At 68.8% G+C, this 19,710-nt stretch carries 16 protein-coding genes; 12 read left to right on the forward strand and 4 right to left on the reverse strand.

What is annotated here, in order from left to right:
* Positions 1 to 33 precede the first annotated feature (33 nt).
* The 10 genes from AC11WY_RS00245 (at position 34) to AC11WY_RS00290 (ending at position 11,656) form a co-directional block, all read left to right on the forward strand.
* A complete protein-coding gene (locus AC11WY_RS00245; RefSeq protein ID WP_482921296.1) occupies positions 34 to 1,419 on the forward strand; it encodes a hypothetical protein in 1,386 nt (461 codons plus the stop codon).
* Positions 1,420 to 1,459: 40 nt separating this feature from the next.
* A complete protein-coding gene (gene murB, locus AC11WY_RS00250; RefSeq protein ID WP_482921298.1) occupies positions 1,460 to 2,410 on the forward strand; it encodes a UDP-N-acetylmuramate dehydrogenase in 951 nt (316 codons plus the stop codon).
* Between the two features lie 36 nt (positions 2,411 to 2,446).
* Positions 2,447 to 3,361 carry a D-alanine--D-alanine ligase gene (locus AC11WY_RS00255; protein ID WP_482921300.1) on the forward strand — a complete coding sequence of 305 codons (915 nt, stop codon included), beginning with the start codon at positions 2,447 to 2,449 and terminating at the stop codon, positions 3,359 to 3,361.
* Complete coding sequence (locus AC11WY_RS00260; RefSeq protein ID WP_482921302.1) at positions 3,349 to 4,230, forward strand: cell division protein FtsQ/DivIB; 882 nt, start codon at positions 3,349 to 3,351, stop codon at positions 4,228 to 4,230. Before AC11WY_RS00255 ends, AC11WY_RS00260 begins: the two co-directional genes overlap by 13 nt.
* Positions 4,227 to 5,561 carry a cell division protein FtsA gene (gene ftsA, locus AC11WY_RS00265; RefSeq protein ID WP_482921304.1) on the forward strand — a complete coding sequence of 445 codons (1,335 nt, stop codon included), beginning with the start codon at positions 4,227 to 4,229 and terminating at the stop codon, positions 5,559 to 5,561. Before AC11WY_RS00260 ends, ftsA begins: the two co-directional genes overlap by 4 nt.
* A 176-nt stretch (positions 5,562 to 5,737) precedes the next feature.
* Complete coding sequence (ftsZ, locus tag AC11WY_RS00270; RefSeq protein ID WP_482921306.1) at positions 5,738 to 7,402, forward strand: cell division protein FtsZ; 1,665 nt, start codon at positions 5,738 to 5,740, stop codon at positions 7,400 to 7,402.
* A 216-nt stretch (positions 7,403 to 7,618) separates the two neighbouring features.
* Entirely contained in the window at positions 7,619 to 8,539 is a 921-nt protein-coding gene (gene lpxC / locus AC11WY_RS00275; protein WP_482921308.1) for a UDP-3-O-acyl-N-acetylglucosamine deacetylase, read from the forward strand.
* A 120-nt stretch (positions 8,540 to 8,659) separates the two neighbouring features.
* Entirely contained in the window at positions 8,660 to 9,505 is an 846-nt protein-coding gene (locus AC11WY_RS00280; protein WP_482921310.1) for an outer membrane protein assembly factor BamD, read from the forward strand.
* A gap of 16 nt (positions 9,506 to 9,521) precedes the next feature.
* The gene (recN, locus tag AC11WY_RS00285; RefSeq protein ID WP_482921312.1) at positions 9,522 to 11,171 is read left to right on the forward strand and encodes a DNA repair protein RecN; all 1,650 of its coding nucleotides are present in this window, start codon (positions 9,522 to 9,524) and stop codon (positions 11,169 to 11,171) included.
* A gap of 71 nt (positions 11,172 to 11,242) precedes the next feature.
* Positions 11,243 to 11,656 (forward strand): hypothetical protein, encoded by a 414-nt coding sequence (locus tag AC11WY_RS00290; protein WP_482921314.1) that lies wholly within the window; start codon positions 11,243 to 11,245, stop codon positions 11,654 to 11,656.
* Positions 11,657 to 11,685: 29 nt separating this feature from the next.
* Here AC11WY_RS00290 and pepN read toward each other — a convergent pair whose 3' ends face one another.
* Entirely contained in the window at positions 11,686 to 14,265 is a 2,580-nt protein-coding gene (pepN, locus tag AC11WY_RS00295) for an aminopeptidase N (RefSeq protein WP_482921316.1), read from the reverse strand.
* A gap of 100 nt (positions 14,266 to 14,365) precedes the next feature.
* Between pepN and AC11WY_RS00300 the strand changes: the two genes are divergently transcribed.
* Positions 14,366 to 15,865, forward strand: a complete 1,500-nt coding sequence (locus tag AC11WY_RS00300) for an FAD-binding domain-containing protein (RefSeq protein ID WP_482921318.1) — start codon at positions 14,366 to 14,368, stop codon at positions 15,863 to 15,865.
* Positions 15,866 to 16,035: 170 nt separating this feature from the next.
* Here the strand turns inward: AC11WY_RS00300 and AC11WY_RS00305 are convergent, their stop codons facing one another.
* The 3 genes from AC11WY_RS00305 to AC11WY_RS00315 are packed head-to-tail and all read right to left on the reverse strand — an operon-like array spanning position 16,036 to position 17,322.
* Entirely contained in the window at positions 16,036 to 16,533 is a 498-nt protein-coding gene (locus tag AC11WY_RS00305) for an SRPBCC domain-containing protein (protein WP_482921320.1), read from the reverse strand.
* Complete coding sequence (locus AC11WY_RS00310) at positions 16,530 to 16,985, reverse strand: SRPBCC family protein (RefSeq protein ID WP_482921322.1); 456 nt, start codon at positions 16,983 to 16,985, stop codon at positions 16,530 to 16,532. Before AC11WY_RS00310 ends, AC11WY_RS00305 begins: the two co-directional genes overlap by 4 nt.
* Positions 16,975 to 17,322, reverse strand: coding sequence for an ArsR/SmtB family transcription factor (locus AC11WY_RS00315; protein ID WP_482921324.1), 348 nt, complete (start codon positions 17,320 to 17,322; stop codon positions 16,975 to 16,977). The genes AC11WY_RS00310 and AC11WY_RS00315 overlap by 11 nt, the downstream gene beginning before the upstream one ends.
* Before the next feature lie 219 nt (positions 17,323 to 17,541).
* Here AC11WY_RS00315 and AC11WY_RS00320 point away from each other — a divergent pair, with 219 nt between their 5' ends.
* Complete coding sequence (locus AC11WY_RS00320) at positions 17,542 to 19,701, forward strand: malate synthase G (RefSeq protein WP_482921327.1); 2,160 nt, start codon at positions 17,542 to 17,544, stop codon at positions 19,699 to 19,701.
* Positions 19,702 to 19,710: the final 9 nt, after the last annotated feature.

The following is a 19,710-nucleotide window of genomic DNA, read 5'->3' on the forward strand; positions in this document are numbered from 1 at the left end:
GCCGGACCGCGCGCGGCCGGGCAGGGTGCGGGCATGGTGGATGCGGTGGATATCAGGGATAGGGCTAGCCTTGAGGCTTGGCTCAAGGGGCGTCCGCAGAAGGAGGCGGTCGCCGTCGCTACGCGCGCGGCGTTGCGCGTGGCCCCGCTATATTGGGGCTGGCTTGCGCACACGTCGCGCAGAGATGATTTGACAGAACTCGCGATTTGCCGACCCCTGCTGATTGCGGGGGTTGCGGCTGTTCGACCAAGCCCCGCAATCCGGTCCGTTGCAGAGCTGGCTATCAACGCAGCCGACGCGGCCATCGCCGGAGCAACCACCTACTACGTCACCTCCTTCAACAAGAGCTATGTCACCTCAGATGGCAAGTTACTTGTCACCGCTGACAATGCCGACGCTCAAGACGCAGCCCGAGCCACCCAAGCCGCGGTCCACTCCGCCGCCTACGCCGACCCCGACGCCACTGCTTACGCCGCTTCCGCTGCGGGCGCCTCTGCCGAGGCCGCCGACAGAGCCGCCGCCCATGCCGCCGTCGCAACATTGGCCATCTGGTACGAAATCCGCGCCGACTGCTTGGAGTTGGAGGGGCGGGCCGACCCGATGCGCCTGCCCCTCTGGACCGGGGCGCCGCCCGACTGGCTGCCAGCACCGCTTCCCCACGAGGCATGGCCCATGCGCGAGGGACCGGGCTGGCAGCTCTGGCACGACTGGTACGAGGGCTACCTGACCGGCCATCCGCTCGATATCGGCCTGCTGGAACAGATCGCGCGGATTGCGCCAGAGGATTGGCGCACGAGCGATGCGCATGTGAACGGGATCATCGAGGGGATTTACCAGAAGTACAAAGGCAGCAAAGGAGACCCGGACCAATTGGTGGACCAAGCGGTTCGCAAAGCCACCAAACCGCCCAAATCAACCGTCAAGCGTGTTCGGGCGGCAATTTCGGCGAACCGCGAGGCACTCCCTCCAACGTTCGATGCGATCGAAGCCGCGATCTCCTGCGAAATCGAACGAGAGCAGACGCGCAACTATAAGGACGATCTCGACCGCGAAGAGGCCGATCGGCGGATCGGTGTCTTGCTGACGTTGCACGCGGCGCTGACGCAGTTGCGCGCGACGGTTCCCAAGGAAGGGGACATTTTGGAACCCCAAGCGGAAGCGGCCGTGACTCTTCTGAAACTTTACGGGGACAAGCTTCGGGAGTTGCCACGAGAGAAGGTCGATGAAGTCGTGGAGGGGCTTTGGGACACTGGCAAGGGGACTGTGAAAGTTACCCTGATCCTCGGATCGGTTGCGATGGCAGGGCTCTTTGGGCTTCCCTCCTACATCGGCGTCGCTCTGGGTTCGATGGCATTCGCCCGAAAAGGCGCCGGGAAAATAATCCAGGATGCGATGGCGCGTTACTTTCCCCCGAAATGAGAAACTTGCGATACGCACGGCGGGCCGCTAGCACTCCCCCATGACACACCCCCTCCCCACCCCCCGCGGCGCCCTGACCCCCAACCGTCCGCTGGCCGAGTTGACGTGGTTGCGCGTGGGCGGGCCGGCGGAGTGGTTGTTTCAGCCTGCCGATCTTGACGACCTGTGCGCGTTCCTGAAGGCGCTCGATCCGGCGGTGCCGGTGTTTCCGATGGGCGTCGGGTCCAATCTGATCGTGCGGGATGGCGGGTTGCGGGCGGTGGTGATCCGGTTGGGGCGGGGGTTCAATGCGGTGACGGTGGCGGGCGATACGGTCACGGCGGGGGCCGCAGCGCTGGATGCGCAGGTGGCGCGCAAGGCGGCGGAGGCGGGGGTGGATCTGGCGTTCCTGCGCACCATTCCCGGCTCGGTCGGTGGGGCGGTGCGGATGAATGCGGGGTGCTACGGGTCTTATGTGGCGGATGTCTGCACCGGCGTGACCGCCGTCACCCGCGCGGGCGAGGTGGTGGTGCTGACGCCCGCCGAGTTGGGGTTTGGCTACCGCCACAGCGCCTTGCCCGAGGGCTGGGTGATCGTCGGCGCCACCTTCGCGGCGCCGCGCGGCGATCCGCAGGCGCTGGAGGCAAAGATGGCGGAGCAGATCGCGCGGCGCGATGCGAGCCAGCCCACGAAGGACCGCAGCGCGGGGTCCACCTTCCGCAATCCGGCCGGGTTTTCCTCGACCGGGCGGGCCGACGACACGCATGAGTTGAAGGCCTGGGCGCTGATCGACAAGGCCGGATTGCGCGGCGCGCGGCGGGGCGGGGCGCAGATGTCGGAAAAACATCCGAACTTTCTGATCAATACCGGTGGCGCCACGGCCACCGACCTTGAAGGACTTGGCGAGGAGGTCCGAAAAAGGGTTTTCCAAGACTCCGGCTTGTTGCTAGAGTGGGAAATCATGAGGGTCGGCGAACCGGCCCCACAGGATAAAGACCAGAACAAAGAATAACGGGCACGAAGCCCGATCGAGGCACAAGTGGCGGGCATGTCGAGCAGGACAGCCTTCCGGGTTGCGGTATTGATGGGGGGGCCTTCCGCCGAGCGGGAGGTGTCGCTCGTCACGGGGCGCGAATGCGCCGCGGCGCTCAGGAAGGCCGGATATGATGCGGTAGAACTGGACGCGGGTCCGGATCTGGTCGCACGTCTGGCCGAAATCTCTCCCGACGTCTGCTTCAACGCGCTGCACGGCCGCTGGGGCGAGGATGGCTGCGTGCAGGGCCTGCTGGAATGGCTGCGCCTGCCTTACACGCATTCGGGCGTGCTGGCCTCGGCGCTGGCAATGGACAAGACGCGGACCAAGGCGGCCTATCGCGCCGCCGGGCTGCCGGTCGCCGAAAGCCGCATCGCCTGCAAGGCCGAGGTCGAGGGGCATCACGTGATGCCCCCGCCCTATGTGGTGAAGCCGAACAACGAGGGCTCGTCGGTCGGCGTCTACATCGTGGCGGAGGGCGCCAACGCGCCGCCAAAGCTGGGGCCGGAGATGCCCGACCATGTGATGGTCGAAGCCTATGTTCCGGGGCGCGAGCTGACCGTGACGGTGATGGGCGACCGCGCGCTGACGGTGACCGATATCCTGTCGGACGGCTGGTACGACTACCACGCCAAGTATGCCCCCGGCGGGTCACGCCATGTGGTGCCGGCCGATCTTCCGGCCGACATCTTTGCCGCCTGCCTTGACTACGCCAAGCGCGCGCATGACTGCCTGGGCTGCCGCGGCCTCAGCCGCACCGATTTCCGCTGGGACGAGGCGAAGGGGCTGGCCGGGCTGATCCTGCTGGAAACGAACACCCAGCCCGGCATGACGCCCACCTCGCTGTCGCCCGAGCAGGCGGCGCAGGGGGGGATTTCCTTCCCCGACCTGTGCCGCTGGATCGTGGAGGACGCGTCATGCAACCGGTAGCGATGTTCCGCCGCGACCCCGCGCCCAGCCGGATGGCCTACCGGATGCAGCGGCTCTGGCTGACGCCGCTGTTCCGCATCTTCCTGCGCCACATCCTGCCGGGTCTGGTCGTGGCGCTGTTCTTCGCCATCTACCTTGGCGATGCCCAGCGTCGCGACGCGCTGATCACCCGGTTCGACACCCTGCGCACCGAGATCGAGCACCGCCCCGAGTTCATGGTCTCGATGCTGTCGATCGACGGCGCCTCGCCCGAACTGGGCGATGCCGTGCGGTCGATGCTGTCGATCCCGTTTCCGCTGAGTTCCTTCGACATCGACCTGGAAGCGACGCGCGCCAGGATCGAGGCGCTCGACGCGGTCGCCTCGGCCGATCTCCGCGTCGTGGCGGGTGGCGTGTTGCAGGTGACGATCCGCGAACGCGAGGCCGCCATGGTCTGGCGCACCCGCGACGGGATCATGCTGGTCGATGCCACCGGCCACCGCGTCGCCGCGCTGACCGAGCGTGCGGCGCGGGCCGATCTGCCGCTGATCGCGGGCGACGAGGCCGATCAGGCGGTGCCCGAAGCGCAGGCGATCCTTGCGGCGGCGGGCCCGCTGGCCGATCGCATCCGCGGCCTCGTGCGGGTCGGCGCGCGGCGGTGGGATGTGATGCTGGACCGCGATCAGGCGATCCTGTTGCCCGAAACCGATCCGGTGACGGCGTTCGAGCGGGTGATCGCGCTCGACCAGTCGCAGGGCCTGCTGGCGCACGACATCGTGGCCGTCGACATGCGCCTGCCCGGCCGCCCCGTTTTGCGCCTTTCCGCCGATGCCTTTGCCGCCCGGCAGAAGGCGCTTGGTCTTGCCCCCACAGGAGCTGTCAGCAAATGACCGACCTCTACCAATCCCAAAGGGCCATGCGGAACATGCGCCGCGCCGCCATGCAGCGGGGCGTGATCGCGATCCTCGACATCGGCACCTTCAAGATCGCCTGTCTGGTGCTGCGCTTCGACGGGCCGGGGCGGCTGGGCGAACAGGACACTGTCGGCCCGATGGCGGGGCAGTCGAGCTTTCGGGTGATCGGCGCGGCCACCACCCGGTCGCGCGGGGTGCGGTTCGGCGAGATCGACGCCATGCCGGAAACCGAGCGCGCCGTGCGCACCGCCGTGCAGGCGGCGCAGAAGATGGCCAATGTGCGGGTTGATCACGTCATCGCCTGCTTCTCGGGCGCGCGGCCGCGGTCCTACGGGCTGGTCGGCGAAACCCATGTGCAGGACCGTGTGGTCAGCGAACAGGATGTGGCCCGCGCGCTGGCGGCCTGCGACGTGCCCGACATCGGCGAGGGGCGCGAGGTGCTGCACGCCCACCCGGTCAACTTCGCGCTGGACCACCGCACCGGGCTGGGCGATCCGCGCGGTCAGGTCGGCACGCGGCTGGCCTGCGACATGCACATGCTGTCGGTCGATGCGGCGGCGGTGCAGACACTGCTGCTCTGCATCAACCGCTGCGATCTGGAGGTCGCGGGCATCGCCTCGTCGGCCTATGTCGGCGGCATCGCGAGCCTGGTCGAGGATGAACAGGAACTGGGCGCGGCCTGCATCGACATGGGCGGCGGCACCACCGGCCTGTCGGTCTTCATCAAGAAGCACATGATCTATGCCGACTCTGTGCGGATCGGCGGCGACCATGTGACCTCGGACATTTCCAAGGGCCTGCAGGTGCCGATGAACATCGCCGAGCGGATCAAGACACGCCACGGCGGCGTGCACGCCACCGGCATGGACGACCGCGAGATGATCGAGATCGGCGGCGACAGCGGCGACTGGGACAAGGACCGCCGGTCGGTCAGCCGCGCCGAACTGATCGGCATCATGCGGCCGCGGGTCGAGGAAATCCTCGAGGAAGTGCGCGCGCAGCTTGACGCCGCCGGGTTCGACAGCCTGCCCAGCCAGCAGATCGTGCTGACCGGCGGCGGCAGCCAGATCCCCGGCCTTGACGGGCTGGCCGCCAAGATCCTCGGCCAGCGTGTCCGCCTTGGTCGGCCGCTGCGTGTGCAGGGCCTGCCGCAGGCCGCCACCGGCCCGGCGTTCTCGGGTGCGGTCGGGCTCTGCCTCTTTGCAGCGCACCCGCAGGACGAGTGGTGGGATTTCGACATTCCGGCCGATCGCTACCCGGCCCGCTCGCTGAAACGGGCGGTGAAATGGTTCAAGGACAACTGGTGACCACCACAGGATGACGTAATGGCAAAATCCCGCTTGTCTGATGCAACCAAGGACCACATTTTGTGGCCAGATGGTGTTTTTTTCGTGACCTCGGGGCCGTCTCTGGGTAGACTCGCCCCAATGCGGGGGCATATCGGGCGGGACAGGCCGAACAACTTGGGCAGGCGGGCAAAGCAATGACATTGAATCTGATGATGAGTGACCGGGAAGAGCTGAAGCCGCGGATCACGGTGTTCGGCGTCGGTGGGGCGGGCGGCAATGCCGTCAACAACATGATCGACAAGAACCTGGAAGGCGTCGAGTTCGTCGCCGCCAACACCGACGCGCAGGCGCTGGCCCAAAGCAAGGCGGCGTCGAAGATCCAGATGGGCCTCAGGGCCACCGAGGGTCTTGGCGCCGGTGGCAAGCCCACGGTCGGCGCGATGTCGGCGGAAGAGACGATCGAGGAGATCGTCGACCACCTTGCCGGGGCGCACATGTGCTTCATCACCGCGGGCATGGGTGGCGGCACCGGCACCGGCGCCGCGCCGATCATCGCGCAGGCGGCCCGCGAGCTGGGTGTGCTGACGGTGGGCGTGGTCACCAAGCCGTTCCAGTTCGAGGGCGCCAAGCGGATGCGCCAGGCCGAGGAAGGCATCGAGGCGCTGCAGAAGGTCGTCGATACCCTCATCATCATTCCGAACCAGAACCTGTTCCGGCTGGCCAATGAACGGACCACGTTCACCGAAGCCTTCGCTTTGGCCGATGACGTGCTCTACCAGGGCGTCAAGGGCGTCACCGATCTGATGGTGCGCCCCGGCCTGATCAACCTCGACTTCGCCGACGTGCGCGCGGTGATGGACGAGATGGGCAAGGCAATGATGGGCACCGGCGAGGCCAGCGGCGAAGACCGTGCCGTGCAGGCTGCCGAGAAGGCGATCGCCAACCCGCTGCTGGACGAGATCAGTCTGCATGGCGCGCGTGGCGTGCTGATCAACATCACCGGCGGCTATGATCTGACCTTGTTCGAACTCGACGAGGCCGCGAACATCATCCGCGAGAAGGTCGACCCGGACGCCAATATCATCGTCGGCTCGACGCTTGACACCTCGATGGAGGGCATGATCCGCGTGTCGGTCGTGGCGACCGGCATCGACGCCACCACCGTGAAGGCCGACATGCCGGTGCCGCGCCGCCGGATGTCGGAACCGCTGGCCCACACGCCCGCGCCCGCGTCGCGGTATGAGGCGCCGAAGCCGCAGCCGCAGGTGGCCGCGCAGGCGCCCGCGCCGCGCCCGCAATATGCCCCGGCCGAACCGTCGCTGTTCCAGATGCCCGAGCCCGAGATGATGGACGAGCACGAGGACGACCGGGCAGGCTACGCGCCCGCGAAGGCCAGCGACGAACTGCCGCCGCCCGCCTATCGCCCGGCCGATCCGCGCCCGCGAGTCGAGGCCCGCAGGCCCGAGGAGGACGCCGCCAGCTTCGTTGCGCCCCGTGCGCGCCCGGCCGGCTCGCCCTCGCCGGAAGCGATGGCCCGTCTTGCCGCCGCAGTCAGCCGGGCCCCGGCCCGACCGGCCCCGGCCGGACCCGCCCCCTCCGGGGCAGCGACGGCGGCCCCCGCGGCAGCCCGCCCGGCCGCCCCGGCGCAGCCCCGCCCCGCGACGGCTGAAAAACCGCGCTTCGGGATCAACTCGCTGATCAACCGGATGACCGGGCACGCCGCCGATGGTCAGCCCGAACGCGCCCCGGCGCCGACCCGGGCGCAGCCGCCCGTGACCGCCTATGACGACGAGCAGGACGCCGACCCCGAGCAGGACCGCATCGAGATTCCCGCCTTCCTTCGCCGGCAGGCTAACTGAACACGGTCACAACTTCTTAAACCGGGCTGGAGAAATCCAGCCCGTTTTCTTTTGTTTGCAATGTGTTGGCTTGGCACGAATCGGCACTCGGCATGATCCCGCCAAGGTCTGAAGGCACTGTTACATCTCGTTGCAAAGTGTGAATTGAGCTTCCGCGTCGTCACGCATAAGCCACGAATGCGGCATTACGAATGCCTCATTCCGGGAAGAACGACGGTGCAGAACGCAATCAAATCTCCGGTCAGCTTCACGGGCGTCGGTCTTCATACCGGTGCGCCCGTGCGCATGACCGTGCGCCCGGCTTCGGCGGACTATGGAATCTGGTTCAAACGGACCGACCTGAGCAAGGGTGACCCGATGGTCCCCGCGATCTGGAGCGCGGTGGTTCCCTCACGGCTGTGCACCCTGGTGGCGAACGCCTCGGGCACCACGGTCTCGACCATCGAGCACATCATGGCGGCCTTGGCGGGCTGCGGCATTCACAATGCGCTGATCGAGATCGACGGGCCGGAAGTGCCGATCCTCGACGGTTCGGCGATGCCCTTCGTCGAAGGCATCCTCGCGCGCGGGGTGCGGATGCTCGCGGTTCCGGTGCGCGCCTTCCGCGTGCTCAAGCGCGTCGAAGTGCGCGAGGGCGAGTCGGTGGCGCGGCTCGATCCGGCGACGGCGCTGGAAATCGACTTTCGCATCGACTTCTCTGACGGCGCCATCGGTCGGCAGGCGAAGGCGCTGAACATGGCGAACGGCGCCTTTGTGCGCGAACTTTGTGCCAGCCGCACCTTCTGCCGCCAGTCCGACGTCGACACCATGCGGGCGAACGGCCTCGCGCTGGGTGGCACACTGGACAATGCGGTGGTGGTTGACGGCGATCTGGTGCTCAGCCCCGGCGGCTTCCGTCAGGCGGATGAGGCGGTGCGCCACAAGATGCTTGACGCGCTGGGCGACCTTGCGCTGGCGGGGGCGCCGATCCTGGGCCGCTACACCGGCATCCGGGCCGGTCACGCGCTGACCAACCGGTTGCTGCGCGCGCTTTTCGCCGATCCGGCGGCGTATCGTCTGACCGAAGTCGCGCCCGACGAGCGCGCGATGCTGCCCGGTATCGGCGTGCACCGCGCCGACCTTCCGGCCTGGTCCTGACCCCGTCGCAAAGGGTCCAAAGGCGTTTTGCGCCCCGGATTTTTCTGTGCTAGGACACGGGCAGGCATGGACGGGGGAACACCGTCCGATCGTGCAAGAACGCGGTGGGGTAGGCAGATCATGGCAGGCGACAGGTCAACGGCGGCGCTGCTCGGAACACTTGCGCTTGTCGTCTTCGTGGCGGGCTGCGGGCCGCGCAAGCCCAAGGAGACTCCCACCGACGATCTGACCGCCGCGCAGATCTACAAGCGCGCCGAGTACGAGTTGGAGACGAAGAAGGACCCCAAGTCCGCAGCCAAGGACTTTGGCGAGGTGCAGCGGCTTTATCCCTATTCCGACTGGGCCAAGCGCGCGCTGATCATGGAGGCCTTCGCCGACCATCAGGCCCGCAAGTACGATGACAGCCGGGCGGCGGCGCAGCGGTTCCTGGACTTCTATCCGGCCGACAGTGATGCGCCCTATGCACAGTATCTGCTGGCGCTGTCCTACTACGACCAGATCGACGCCGTCGGGCGCGATCAGGGCGTGACCTTCCAGGCACTGCAGGCGCTGCGACTGGTGATCGAACGCTATCCCAACAGCGACTACGCGCGCTCGGCGATCCTGAAGTTCGACCTCGCCTTCGATCACCTCGCCGCGAAAGAGATGGAGATCGGGCGCTACTACCTCAAGCACGGCGATTATGCCGCCGCGATCAACCGCTTCCGTGTTGTGGTGGAACAGTACCAGACCACGACCTACACGCCCGAGGCGCTGGAGCGGCTGGTGGAATGCTATCTTTCGCTGGGCCTGACCGACGATGCGCAGACCGCAGGGGCGATTCTTGGCCACAACTTCCAGTCCAGCCCGTTCTATCAGGATGCCTTTGTGCGGCTGAAGAACAAGGGGCTCGCGCCCGAAGTGAAGGGGCAGGGCTGGCTGCGCAACGTGTTCAACCGCGTCCCGACGGCAAGCACGAACCCGTAGGCGGGGGCCGACGGCCATGCTCCGCAGCCTCGACATCCGCGACCTTCTGATCATCGACCGGATTGACCTGACGTTCCAACCGGGTCTGAACGTGCTGACCGGCGAAACCGGCGCGGGCAAGTCGATCTTGCTGGATGCGTTGGGCTTTGTGCTGGGCTGGCGCGGGCGGGCGGAACTGGTGCGCGCGGGCGCCGCGCAGGGCGAGGTGACGGCGATCTTCGATCTTGCCCCCGGCCACCCCGCGCGCGCCGTGCTGGCCGAGGCCGGTCTGCCCGCTGACGATGAATTGATCTTGCGCCGGGTGAATGCCGCCGACGGGCGCAAGACCGCCTGGGTGAATGACCGGCGCACCAGTGGCGAGGTGCTGCGGGCGCTGTCGGATACGCTGGTGGAACTGCACGGCCAGCAGGACGACCGCGGGTTGCTGAACCCGCGCGGCCACCGCGACATCCTTGACGCCTTTGCGGGCGTTACACCGTTGCTGGCCGAAACGCGTGCCCGCTGGCGTGAGCTTGCCGTCGCGCGCAAGGCGTTGGCCGAGGCGGAGGGCGCGCTGGCGGCGGTGCGCGCCGAGGAGGAATACCTGCGCCATGCCGTGGCCGAACTGGACCGGCTGAACCCTGCGCCCGGCGAGGAGGCCGAGCTTGACGCCCGCCGCCGCCTGATGCAGGGCGCCGTTCGCATCCGCGAGGATATCGCCCGCGCCCATGCCGCGCTGGGGCCGCAGGGCGCCGAGGGCCTGCTCACCGACGCGACGCGCTGGCTCGGCGGTGCCGCCGACCGCGCCGAGGGGCGGCTGGACGGCGCGCTCGCCGCGCTGGAGCGTGCGATGATCGAGCTTGGCGAGGCGCAGCAGGGGGTGGAGGACTGCCTGTCGGCCCTCGACTTCAACCCCGCCGAGCTTGAGGCGGTGGAGGAGCGGCTGTTCGCCATCCGCGCGCTGGCCCGCAAGCACGGTTGCCTGCCCGACGATCTGGCCACCTTCGCCGACCGGCTGCGCGACAAACTCGCCGCGCTCGACGGTGGGGCGAAGAACCTGTCGCGGCTGGCGTCGGACGTGACCACGGCGACGGCGACCCATCTGGCGGCCTGTGCCACCCTTTCCGCCGCCCGCCGCACCGCTGCGGCGGCGCTGGATGCCGCAATGGCCGCCGAACTGCCGCCCTTGAAGCTGGAGCGCGCGACCTTCCGCACCGACATCACGCGCGCCGAACCGGGGCCGGAGGGGGCCGATACGGTTGCCTTCACGGTCGCCACCAACCCCGGCGCGCCGCCCGGTCCGCTGGATCGCATCGCCTCGGGCGGCGAGTTGTCGCGGTTTCTCCTCGCGCTCAAGGTCTGCCTGACGCGGGGCGAAACGCCGGTGACGATGATCTTCGACGAGATCGACCGCGGCGTCGGTGGCGCCACCGCCGATGCCGTCGGCCGCCGTCTGCGCGCGCTGGCCGCCGAGGCACAGGTGCTGGTCGTCACCCACTCGCCGCAGGTCGCGGCACGGGGCGCGCACCACTGGCGGGTCGAAAAGCGGGTGATCGACGGCGTCACCACCTCGGTCGTCACGCCGCTGGACCGCGCCGAGCGGGTGGACGAGATCGCCCGGATGCTGGCGGGCGACACGATCACCGAGGCCGCCCGCGCCGCCGCCCGCGCGCTGCTGAAAGGCTAGGGCGGCACTCCGCCACGTTGACAGGCCGCGGCGCCCGTGGGACGCTTGCGAAAGCGTTGAGGGGGGCTGCCATGCGGAGTCGTCTGGGCGTCTGTCTTGCGGCGGGGCTGATGGCGGGGCTTGGCCCCGCGCCGGTGCTGGCCACCGCCTGCAATCAGGAAATCGTGGTGCCGATCCACTTCGCGCGGGGCGCGCAGTGCTGGCGCTTTTCCGGCGTGGCGACCACCTTCACGGGCGCGTTCGGCGCCGGTCAGCATGTCGTCGCCCGTGCGGTGGGGCAGGAGTATTTCTCGGACGGCAACCAGACCACGATGCAGATCGCTCCGTGGCAGATCTACCTGAGCGGGCCGGGCAACTTTTCGGCCTCCGACGACGGGAACGGGCGGCTTGACGCCTATCTGGGCCAGGGCGGCGACTACAGCTTCCAGATCGGCCCCTGCGCCGTCTGGGGTAATCAGGGTACCATCGAGATCTGTGCGCAATAGCGGCCAAAGCGAACTGCGTTCATCCTGAATCAGAATTCGCCCTCGTTCGCGCCGCGCATCCGCGTGGCCATCTCGCCCAGATCGCGGCTGAGGCCGGGCGCGGCGAGGATGCGCGCCAGTTCGCCCCGGATCATGCCCTGCCGGTCGGCATCATAGCGGCCCCAGGTCTCGAAGGCGGTCGACATCCGCGCCGCCGTCTGCGGGTTCACCGGGTCGAGCCGGATCAGCCAGTCCGCCAGCAACCGATAGGCGGCGCCGCCCTGGTGGTGAAAGCCCGCATGGTTGGCCGACAGCGCACCCAGCACGGCACGGAAGCGGTTGGGGTTTTTCCAGTCGAAATCCGGGTGGCGGGTCAGCGCCCCGGCGGTGGCGGCCAACCGGTCCGGCGCGGCCTCGATCACTTGCAGGGTGAACCACTTGTCCATCACCAGCCGGTCATGCGCCCATCGCCGGGCAAACGTGGCCAGTTCCCCGTCGCCGGTGCCGATCATCAGGAGGCAGCCGAGGGCGCCCAGTTGCTCGGTCATGTTGCCGGCCTCGGCGAACTGCTTGCGGGCGCGGGCGCCGTCGTCGAGGCGCGTCAGATAGGCCAGCGCCTGCAACCTGAGCGCGCGCGCGCCCGCGCCGCGCGCGTCGGGTGTGTAGGGGCCGGTCACCGCCATCGCCGTGTGCAGGCTGGCAAGGTGTTCGCGCAGATGCGCGGCCACCGCTGCCGCCAGCCGTTCGCGCGCGGCGTGGATCGCGGCCGGGTCGGGCGTGCGCCCGGCGGCGTGCAGCGTCTGCGCCATGTCGTCCTCGGACGGCAGACGCAGCGCATAGGCGCGGAACGCCGGGTCCAGACTTTCGTCGCGCGCCACGCGGGCCAGCGCGTCCAGATAGGCCGGGCCGGGGGCCGCGCCCTCGGTCACCATGCGGGTCAGCACGTCCTTGGCCAGGCTGCGCCCGGCCTCCCATTTGTTGAACGGGTCGGTGTCGTGCGCCAGCAGGAACGCCCGTTCCTCGGGCGTCGCGGCGCGGTCAAGCACGACGGGCGCCGAGAAGCCGCGCAGGATCGAGGGCACCGGTCGGCTGGCAAGGCCGTCGAAGCTGAAGCTCTGGGTGGCCTCGGTCATCTCGAGCACCGTCGTTTCCACCACCTCGTCGCCATTCGGATTGAGCAGGCCGACCGCGATCGGGATCACCCGCGGCGGCTTTTGCGGCTGGCCGGGGGTGGGCGCGGTTTCCTGTTTGAAATGCAGCGTGTAGCGGCCGTCCTTCCAGTCCTCGGTGACCGACAGGCGCGGCGTGCCCGCGTCGGTATACCAGCGTTTGAACTGGGTCAGGTCGCGCCCGGTGGTATCCTCGAACACCGTCAGCCAGGCCTCGATCGTGGTCGCCTGCCCGTCGTGGCGCCTAAAATAGAGGTCGAGCGCCTTGCGGTAGTCGTCATCCCCCACCAGCCGTTTCAGCATCCCGATCACCTCGGCGCCCTTTTCATAGACTGTCGCGGTGTAGAAATTGTTGATCTCGACGTAATGATCCGGCCGGACCGGATGCGCCAGCGGCCCGCCATCCTCGCGGAACTGGCGCGCGCGCAGGGTCAGCACATCCTCGATCCGCTTCACCGCCGCCGACCGCATGTCGCCCGAGAACTGCTGGTCGCGGAACACCGTCAGCCCTTCCTTCAGGCAAAGCTGGAACCAGTCGCGGCAGGTGATGCGGTTGCCGGTCCAGTTGTGAAAATACTCGTGCGCGATGATCGCCTCGATCCGGGCGAAGTCATCATCGGTCGCGGTCTCGGGCAGCGCCAGAACGTAGCGCGAGTTGAAGATGTTCAACCCCTTGTTCTCCATCGCGCCCATGTTGAAGTCATCGACGGCGACAATGTTGAAAATGTCCAGGTCGTATTCGCGTCCGTAGCTGTCTTCATCCCATGCCATCGAGCGTTTCAGCGCACCCATGGCATAGTCACACTTCATCTCGTCGCCCGGCCGGACCCAGATGTTCAGATCGACCTGACGCCCGGACATCGTGCGGAAGAAATCCGTGTGGGCGACCAGTTCGCCCGCCACCAGCGCGAAGAGGTAGGACGGCTTCGGCCAGGGGTCGTGCCATTCGGTAAAGCCGGGGCCGGCCGCGGTGGGGTCGCCGTTCGACAAAAGCACCGGCAGATCGGATTCGATCCGCACCGAGAACGGCGCCATCACGTCGGGCCGGTCGGGGTAGAAGGTGATCTTGCGGAACCCTTCCGCCTCGCACTGGGTGCAGTACATCCCCTTCGACATGTAAAGCCCTTCCAGCGCGGTATTGGCCGCGGGCGCGATCTCCACCTCGGCCTCCCACAGGAAGGCACCCTCGGGCAACACGTCGGCGGGCACCGTCAGCCCGCGGTCATCCGGCGTCAGGTGCAGGGCGACACCATCGACCGCGGCCGAGATCAGCCGAAGCTCCTCGCCGTCCAGCCGCAGGTCGGGGCGGCCGGGGCGGGCCGGGTTCGGCACGAAGCGGATCGCCGAGAGCACGCGCGTCGCGCGGGGCGCCAGCCGGAAGGTCAGCGCGACATGCTCGATCAGATGCGAAGGGGGCGTGTAATCCGACAGGTGAACGGGCTGGGGGGTGGCGTCCTTCATCGGGGTCTCCTGTGCGGCGGTCGGCCAAGGTGTAGCCCTTCGCGGGGCGGGTGCAAGGCGGGGCTTTACCTTTCCGTGCGCCGCGCTAAACCTGTGTTCCATGAATGTTCTCGTCTGGTTCAAGCGCGATCTGCGGGTGGCGGATCACCCGGCGCTGGCCCTTGCGGCCGGTCTGGGCCCGGTCCTGCCGCTGTACATCGTCGAGCCCGACTACTGGCGCCAGCCCGACGCGGCCGCCCGCCACTGGGCGTTCATCGCGGAAAGCCTGGCCGAACTGCGCGCGGCGCTGGGGGCCCTGGGCGCGCCGCTGGTGGTGCGGGTGGGCGAGGCGGTGCCGGTGCTGGAGCGGCTGTGCCGGGCGAACGGCATCACCCGGATCGTCTCGCACGAGGAAACCGGCAACCTGTGGACCTTCGCGCGCGACCGGGCGGTGGCCGACTGGGCGCGGCGCGAGGGGGTGGAGTGGTGCGAACTGCCGCAGCAGGGCGTGACGCGGCGCCTGCCCGCACGCGCCGCGTGGGGCGGACGGCGCGCCGCCTTTCTGGCCGCCGGGCCGCTGGCCGCGCCGGCGGCGCTTGCGCCCGTGCCGGGGGTGGAGCCGGGGCCGATCCCCTCGGCCCGCGCGCTGCGGCTGGCCGAGGACCGCTGCCCGCACCGGCAGGCGGGGGGGCGCGCGCAGGGGGCGCTGTTGCTCGAGTCGTTCCTGGCGGTGCGGGGGCGCCCCTATCGGGCCGCGATGGCCTCGCCCGCCACGGGCGAGCGCGCCTGTTCGCGGCTGTCGCCGCACCTGGCCTGGGGCACGCTGTCGGGGCGCGAGGTCGCGGCGGCGGTCGAGGCGCGGGCGGCCGAACGGCCCGGCGCGGGCTGGGGCGGCAGCCTTGCCGCGTTCCAGTCGCGCCTCGTCTGGCGCGACCACTTCATGCGGACGCTGGAGGATCGGCCGGATATCGAGACCGCCTGCCTGCACCCCGCCTACGAGGGGCTGCGCCCGCGCGACGCCGACGCAACGCGGCTGGCCGCCTGGGCGGTGGGCGAAACCGGGGTTCCCTTCGTCGATGCCTGCATGCGCTACTTGCGGGCCACGGGCTGGCTGAACTTCCGCATGCGCAGCATGGTGATGTCGGTCGCGGCGCAGCACCTGTGGCTGGATTGGCGCGACGCGGGGCTGCCGCTGGCCCGGATGTTCACCGACTATGAACCCGGCATCCACTGGCAGCAGGCGCAGATGCAGGCGGGCACCACCGGGATGAACACGATCTGCATCTACAACCCGGTAAAGCAGGGGCTGGCGCAGGATCCCGGCGGCGCCTTCACCCGCCGCTGGGTGCCCGAACTGGCCGAGGTGCCCGACCTGTTCCTGCAGGAGCCCTGGCGCTGGCCGGGGGCGCAGGGTGTGCTGGGCCGGAAATATCCCGAACCGCTGGTGGACATCGTCGCCGCCGCGCGGGCGGCGCGCGCGGCGGTTCATGCCCTGCGGCAAGGCCCCGGCTTGCGTGACGAGGCTGCGCTGCCGGTGGCGCAGCTTTCCCTGCGGCAGGGCGCGCGGCCGCGCAAGCTGCGGTCAAACGTGGCCCCCGGCCAACTGAGCCTTGGCCTCTGAGGTGCAAGAAGGGCGACCGGCCGATGAGGGTCTGCGCCTGCTGCGGGCGGCCTTTCGCCTGGCGCAAAAGCAATGGCGAAGGTCCGGGCCGAGGTGCGCTTCTGTTCGGGCCAATGCCGGGCCGCGGCGAAGCGGCGTGGGCTTCGCGCCCCCGCGCCCCCGCGGGATATTTAAGGGCCGAAAATGGCGGGGGCGGCGGTATCGAGGAATTGCGCGAGGCAGGACAGCGTCGAGGCGAGGCCCTCGCGGGCGCGGAACCGTTCCATTGCGACAAGGGTGGCGGGGCTGTCGAAGCGCGAATGCATCTCGATGCGGCTGCCGGTGGCGGTGGCGCTGAACCGGGCGCGGGCGCCGAAGCAGACCTGGCCCGCTCCGTCATCGTCGATGACGTAGTCGATCCGCTCCATCGGGATCATCGCGGGGTAGCGCACGCGGTTGGCGTAGCGCGTGCCATCGGGGCCGATCATGGTGAACCGCCACAGGCCGCCGGGGCGCAGGTCGATCTCATGCGTCTGGCAGGTGAAGCCCTGCGGGCCCCACCACAGCGGCAATTGCGCCGGATCGGTCCAGGCCGCCCAGAGCCGGGGCAGCGGCGCGGCGAGGTCGCGCGCGGCCAGCAGGTCGCGCGTCACGTCGAAGGTGTCGGGGATTTCGGGCCGCGCGGTCACAGCGTCACCGCCAGCGCGTCGAGTTGATCGGCGGCAATACCCCAGCCCTGCTGGAAGCCCATCGCTTCGTGGCGTGCGGCAGTTTCGGCGTCGCGGTGGCGGGCCAGCACGGAATAGTCGGTGCCGTCGGGGTGGTCGCGCAGCGTCAGGATCGCGGTGAAACCAAGGCCGGGCACCGCCACCGGGCGGTAGTCGGACAAGAGGATGTCGGTGAACACCAGCTTTTCGCGCGGCACGACCTCGAGCAGGCTGCCGTCGTTGGGGTAGAGCGCGCCCCCGACGTTCATCAGCGTGAAGAAGCGGCCGCCCGCGCGCAGGTCAACCTCCGCCTCGGTGACGAAATGCGGCTTGGGGCAGAACCACTGTTTCAGCAACTCGGGCCGGGTCCAGCAATCCCAGACCAGCGCGCGCGGCGCCTTGAGGATGCGGTGCAGGGTCAGGTCAGTGCTCATCGGGGGCTCCTCGGGTCAGGGTGGCAAGGTGGGCTTCCAGCCGGTCGAGCCGCGCTTCCCACATCTGGCGCTGCTGGGCGAGCCAGTCGGTGGCGGGGGTAAGCTGCTGCGGCAGGGCGCGGCAGGTGCGGGTGCGCCCGGTCTTTTCGGTGGCGATCAGGCCCGCGTCTTCAAGCACCGTCAGGTGGCGCAGCACGGTGGGCAGGGCGAGGCCGGTCGGTGCCGCAAGATCGGTGACGGCGGCGGGGCCCTGCATCAGGCGTTGCAGCATGTCGCGGCGGGTCGCGTCGCCAAGCGCGTGGAACAGGGCGGAGAGGGCGGGATCATGCTTCGTCATGTGGCTAAGTATTGCCCTGCGGGGCGAGTCGGGCAAGCGAAAACTTAGCCGGTGTGCTAAATATTGATCGGTGCCCCCTCTTCGGTGGAGATGGCAGGTGCCTCGCGCAGAATTGGCCTCCTGGTTTGACCGCCTTTGTTGCCTATCGGAAACCTTTTCCCTAATGGTGTGCCGTGGCATACCGGGTGCGCGGCGCCCGCCGGGATCGGAGCAGGTGACATGACGGAACGTGTTGAAAGGCAAGGGCTTCAGGTCGATGCGCGGCTGGCCGGGTTCATCGACTCGCAGGCGTTGCCGGGCACCGGGGTCAGCGCGGCGGCGTTCTGGGGCGGGCTTTCGGCGCTGATCCACGACCTGGGGCCGAAGAACCGGGCGCTGCTGGCCCGGCGCGAGGCGCTTCAGGCCCAGATCGACGCCTGGTATATCGCGCGCCGGGGCCAGCCGCAGGATCAGGCCGCCACCCTCGGGTTCCTGCGCGAGATCGGCTATCTGGCGCCCGAGGGGCCGGATTTCACCATCGACACCGCCAATACAGATCCGGAGATCGCCACTATCCCCGGCCCGCAACTGGTCGTGCCGGTGATGAACGCGCGCTATGCGCTGAATGCGGCGAATGCGCGCTGGGGCTCGCTTTACGATGCGCTCTACGGCACCGATGCGATGGGCGATCTGCCGACGGGCGCGGGCTTCGACCCAGCGCGGGGCGCGCGGGTGGTTGGCTGGGGCCGGGCATTTCTGGATGACGTGGTGCCGCTGGCTTCGGGCAGCCATGCCGACGTGACGAGTTATCGCGTCGAGTGGGGCGCGCTGGTTCCGGCGCTGAACGACCCTTCGTGGTTCGTGGGCTATGCCGGCCGCCCCGAGGCGCCGACCGCCATCGTGCTGCGGCAGAACCACCTGCACATCATCCTCGACATCAATGACGCCAGCCCGATCGGCCGCACCGACCGCGCCCAGGTCGCCGACATCCGGCTGGAGGCCGCGGTGTCCTCGATCATGGATTGCGAGGATTCCGTTGCCGCCGTCGATGGCGAGGACAAGGTGGTGGCCTATGCCAACTGGCTGGGCCTGATGACGGGCGAGCTGTCCGAGAGCCTGAGCAAGCACGGCCGCATGATCCTGCGCGAGTTGGCGCCCGACCTGACCTTTACCGCCGCCGCCGGGGGCCGCCTGACGCTGAAGGGCCGCGCGCTGATGCTGGTGCGCAACGTCGGCCACCTGATGACCACGCCCGCCATCCTCGACCGTGACGGGCTGGAGGCGGGCGAGGGGCTGATGGATGCGTTCTGCACCACGCTCTGCGCGATCCACGACCTGCGCAAGACCGACGGCCCGCGCAATTCCGTCACCGGGTCGGTCTATGTCGTGAAGCCGAAGATGCACGGGCCGGAAGAGGTCGCCTTCGCCGACGAGATCTTCACCCGCGTCGAGGCGGCTTTGGGTCTGCCGCAGTATACCGTGAAGCTGGGCATCATGGACGAGGAACGCCGCACCAGCGCGAACCTGAAGGAATGCATCCGGGCGGCGCGGCACCGCGTCGCCTTCATCAACACCGGTTTCCTTGACCGCACCGGCGACGAGATCCACACCTCGATGGAAGCCGGGCCGATGGTGCGCAAGGGCGACATGAAGGCCAGCGTCTGGATCAGCGCCTACGAGGATCGCAACGTCGATATCGGCCTGGCCTGCGGGCTGTCGGGTCGCGCGCAGATCGGCAAGGGGATGTGGGCGATGCCCGACCTGATGGCCGACATGCTGCGCCAGAAGATCGGCCACCCGATGGCGGGGGCAACTACGGCCTGGGTGCCCTCGCCCACCGCCGCCACGCTGCATGCGACGCATTACCACCGGGTGGACGTGTTCGCCCGGCAGGCCGAGATCGCGAAAAGGGGGCCGCGCGGGCGGCTGGAAGACCTGCTGATGGTGCCGGTCGCCGCAGGCGTCAACTGGTCCGCCGCCGAGGTGCAGGCCGAGGTCGAGAACAACGCGCAGGGCATTCTGGGCTATGTCGTGCGCTGGGTCGATCAGGGCGTCGGCTGCTCCAAGGTGCCCGACATTCACGACGTCGGCCTGATGGAGGACCGCGCGACCTGCCGCATCTCGTCGCAGGCGCTGGCGAACTGGCTGCACCACGGCGTGGTGAGCGCGGCGCAGGTGATGGCCGCGATGCGGAAGATGGCCGCCGTGGTCGACCGTCAGAACGCGGGCGATGCCGCCTACACGCCGATGGCGCCGGATTTCGACGGCCCGGCCTTCCTTGCCGCCTGCGATCTGGTATTCCGGGGCCGCACCCAGCCGTCAGGCTATACCGAACCGGTGCTGCACGCCCGCCGCCTGCAACTGAAGGCCAACCGCACCCCGCAAGTCACCGCCAATTGAGGGCACAAG

This window comes from Solirhodobacter sp. (assembly GCF_964715405.1).

Coding starts and splice junctions, on each gene's coding strand:
- AC11WY_RS00245 (WP_482921296.1), top strand. CDS start 34: ATGGTGGATGCGGTGGATATCAGGGATAGGGCTAGCCTTGAGGCTTGG.
- murB (WP_482921298.1), top strand. CDS start 1,460: ATGACACACCCCCTCCCCACCCCCCGCGGCGCCCTGACCCCCAACCGT.
- AC11WY_RS00255 (WP_482921300.1), top strand. CDS start 2,447: ATGTCGAGCAGGACAGCCTTCCGGGTTGCGGTATTGATGGGGGGGCCT.
- AC11WY_RS00260 (WP_482921302.1), top strand. CDS start 3,349: ATGCAACCGGTAGCGATGTTCCGCCGCGACCCCGCGCCCAGCCGGATG.
- ftsA (WP_482921304.1), top strand. CDS start 4,227: ATGACCGACCTCTACCAATCCCAAAGGGCCATGCGGAACATGCGCCGC.
- ftsZ (WP_482921306.1), top strand. CDS start 5,738: ATGACATTGAATCTGATGATGAGTGACCGGGAAGAGCTGAAGCCGCGG.
- AC11WY_RS00280 (WP_482921310.1), top strand. CDS start 8,660: ATGGCAGGCGACAGGTCAACGGCGGCGCTGCTCGGAACACTTGCGCTT.
- recN (WP_482921312.1), top strand. CDS start 9,522: ATGCTCCGCAGCCTCGACATCCGCGACCTTCTGATCATCGACCGGATT.
- AC11WY_RS00290 (WP_482921314.1), top strand. CDS start 11,243: ATGCGGAGTCGTCTGGGCGTCTGTCTTGCGGCGGGGCTGATGGCGGGG.
- pepN (WP_482921316.1), bottom strand. CDS start 14,265: ATGAAGGACGCCACCCCCCAGCCCGTTCACCTGTCGGATTACACGCCC.
- AC11WY_RS00300 (WP_482921318.1), top strand. CDS start 14,366: ATGAATGTTCTCGTCTGGTTCAAGCGCGATCTGCGGGTGGCGGATCAC.
- AC11WY_RS00310 (WP_482921322.1), bottom strand. CDS start 16,985: ATGAGCACTGACCTGACCCTGCACCGCATCCTCAAGGCGCCGCGCGCG.
- AC11WY_RS00315 (WP_482921324.1), bottom strand. CDS start 17,322: ATGACGAAGCATGATCCCGCCCTCTCCGCCCTGTTCCACGCGCTTGGC.
- AC11WY_RS00320 (WP_482921327.1), top strand. CDS start 17,542: ATGACGGAACGTGTTGAAAGGCAAGGGCTTCAGGTCGATGCGCGGCTG.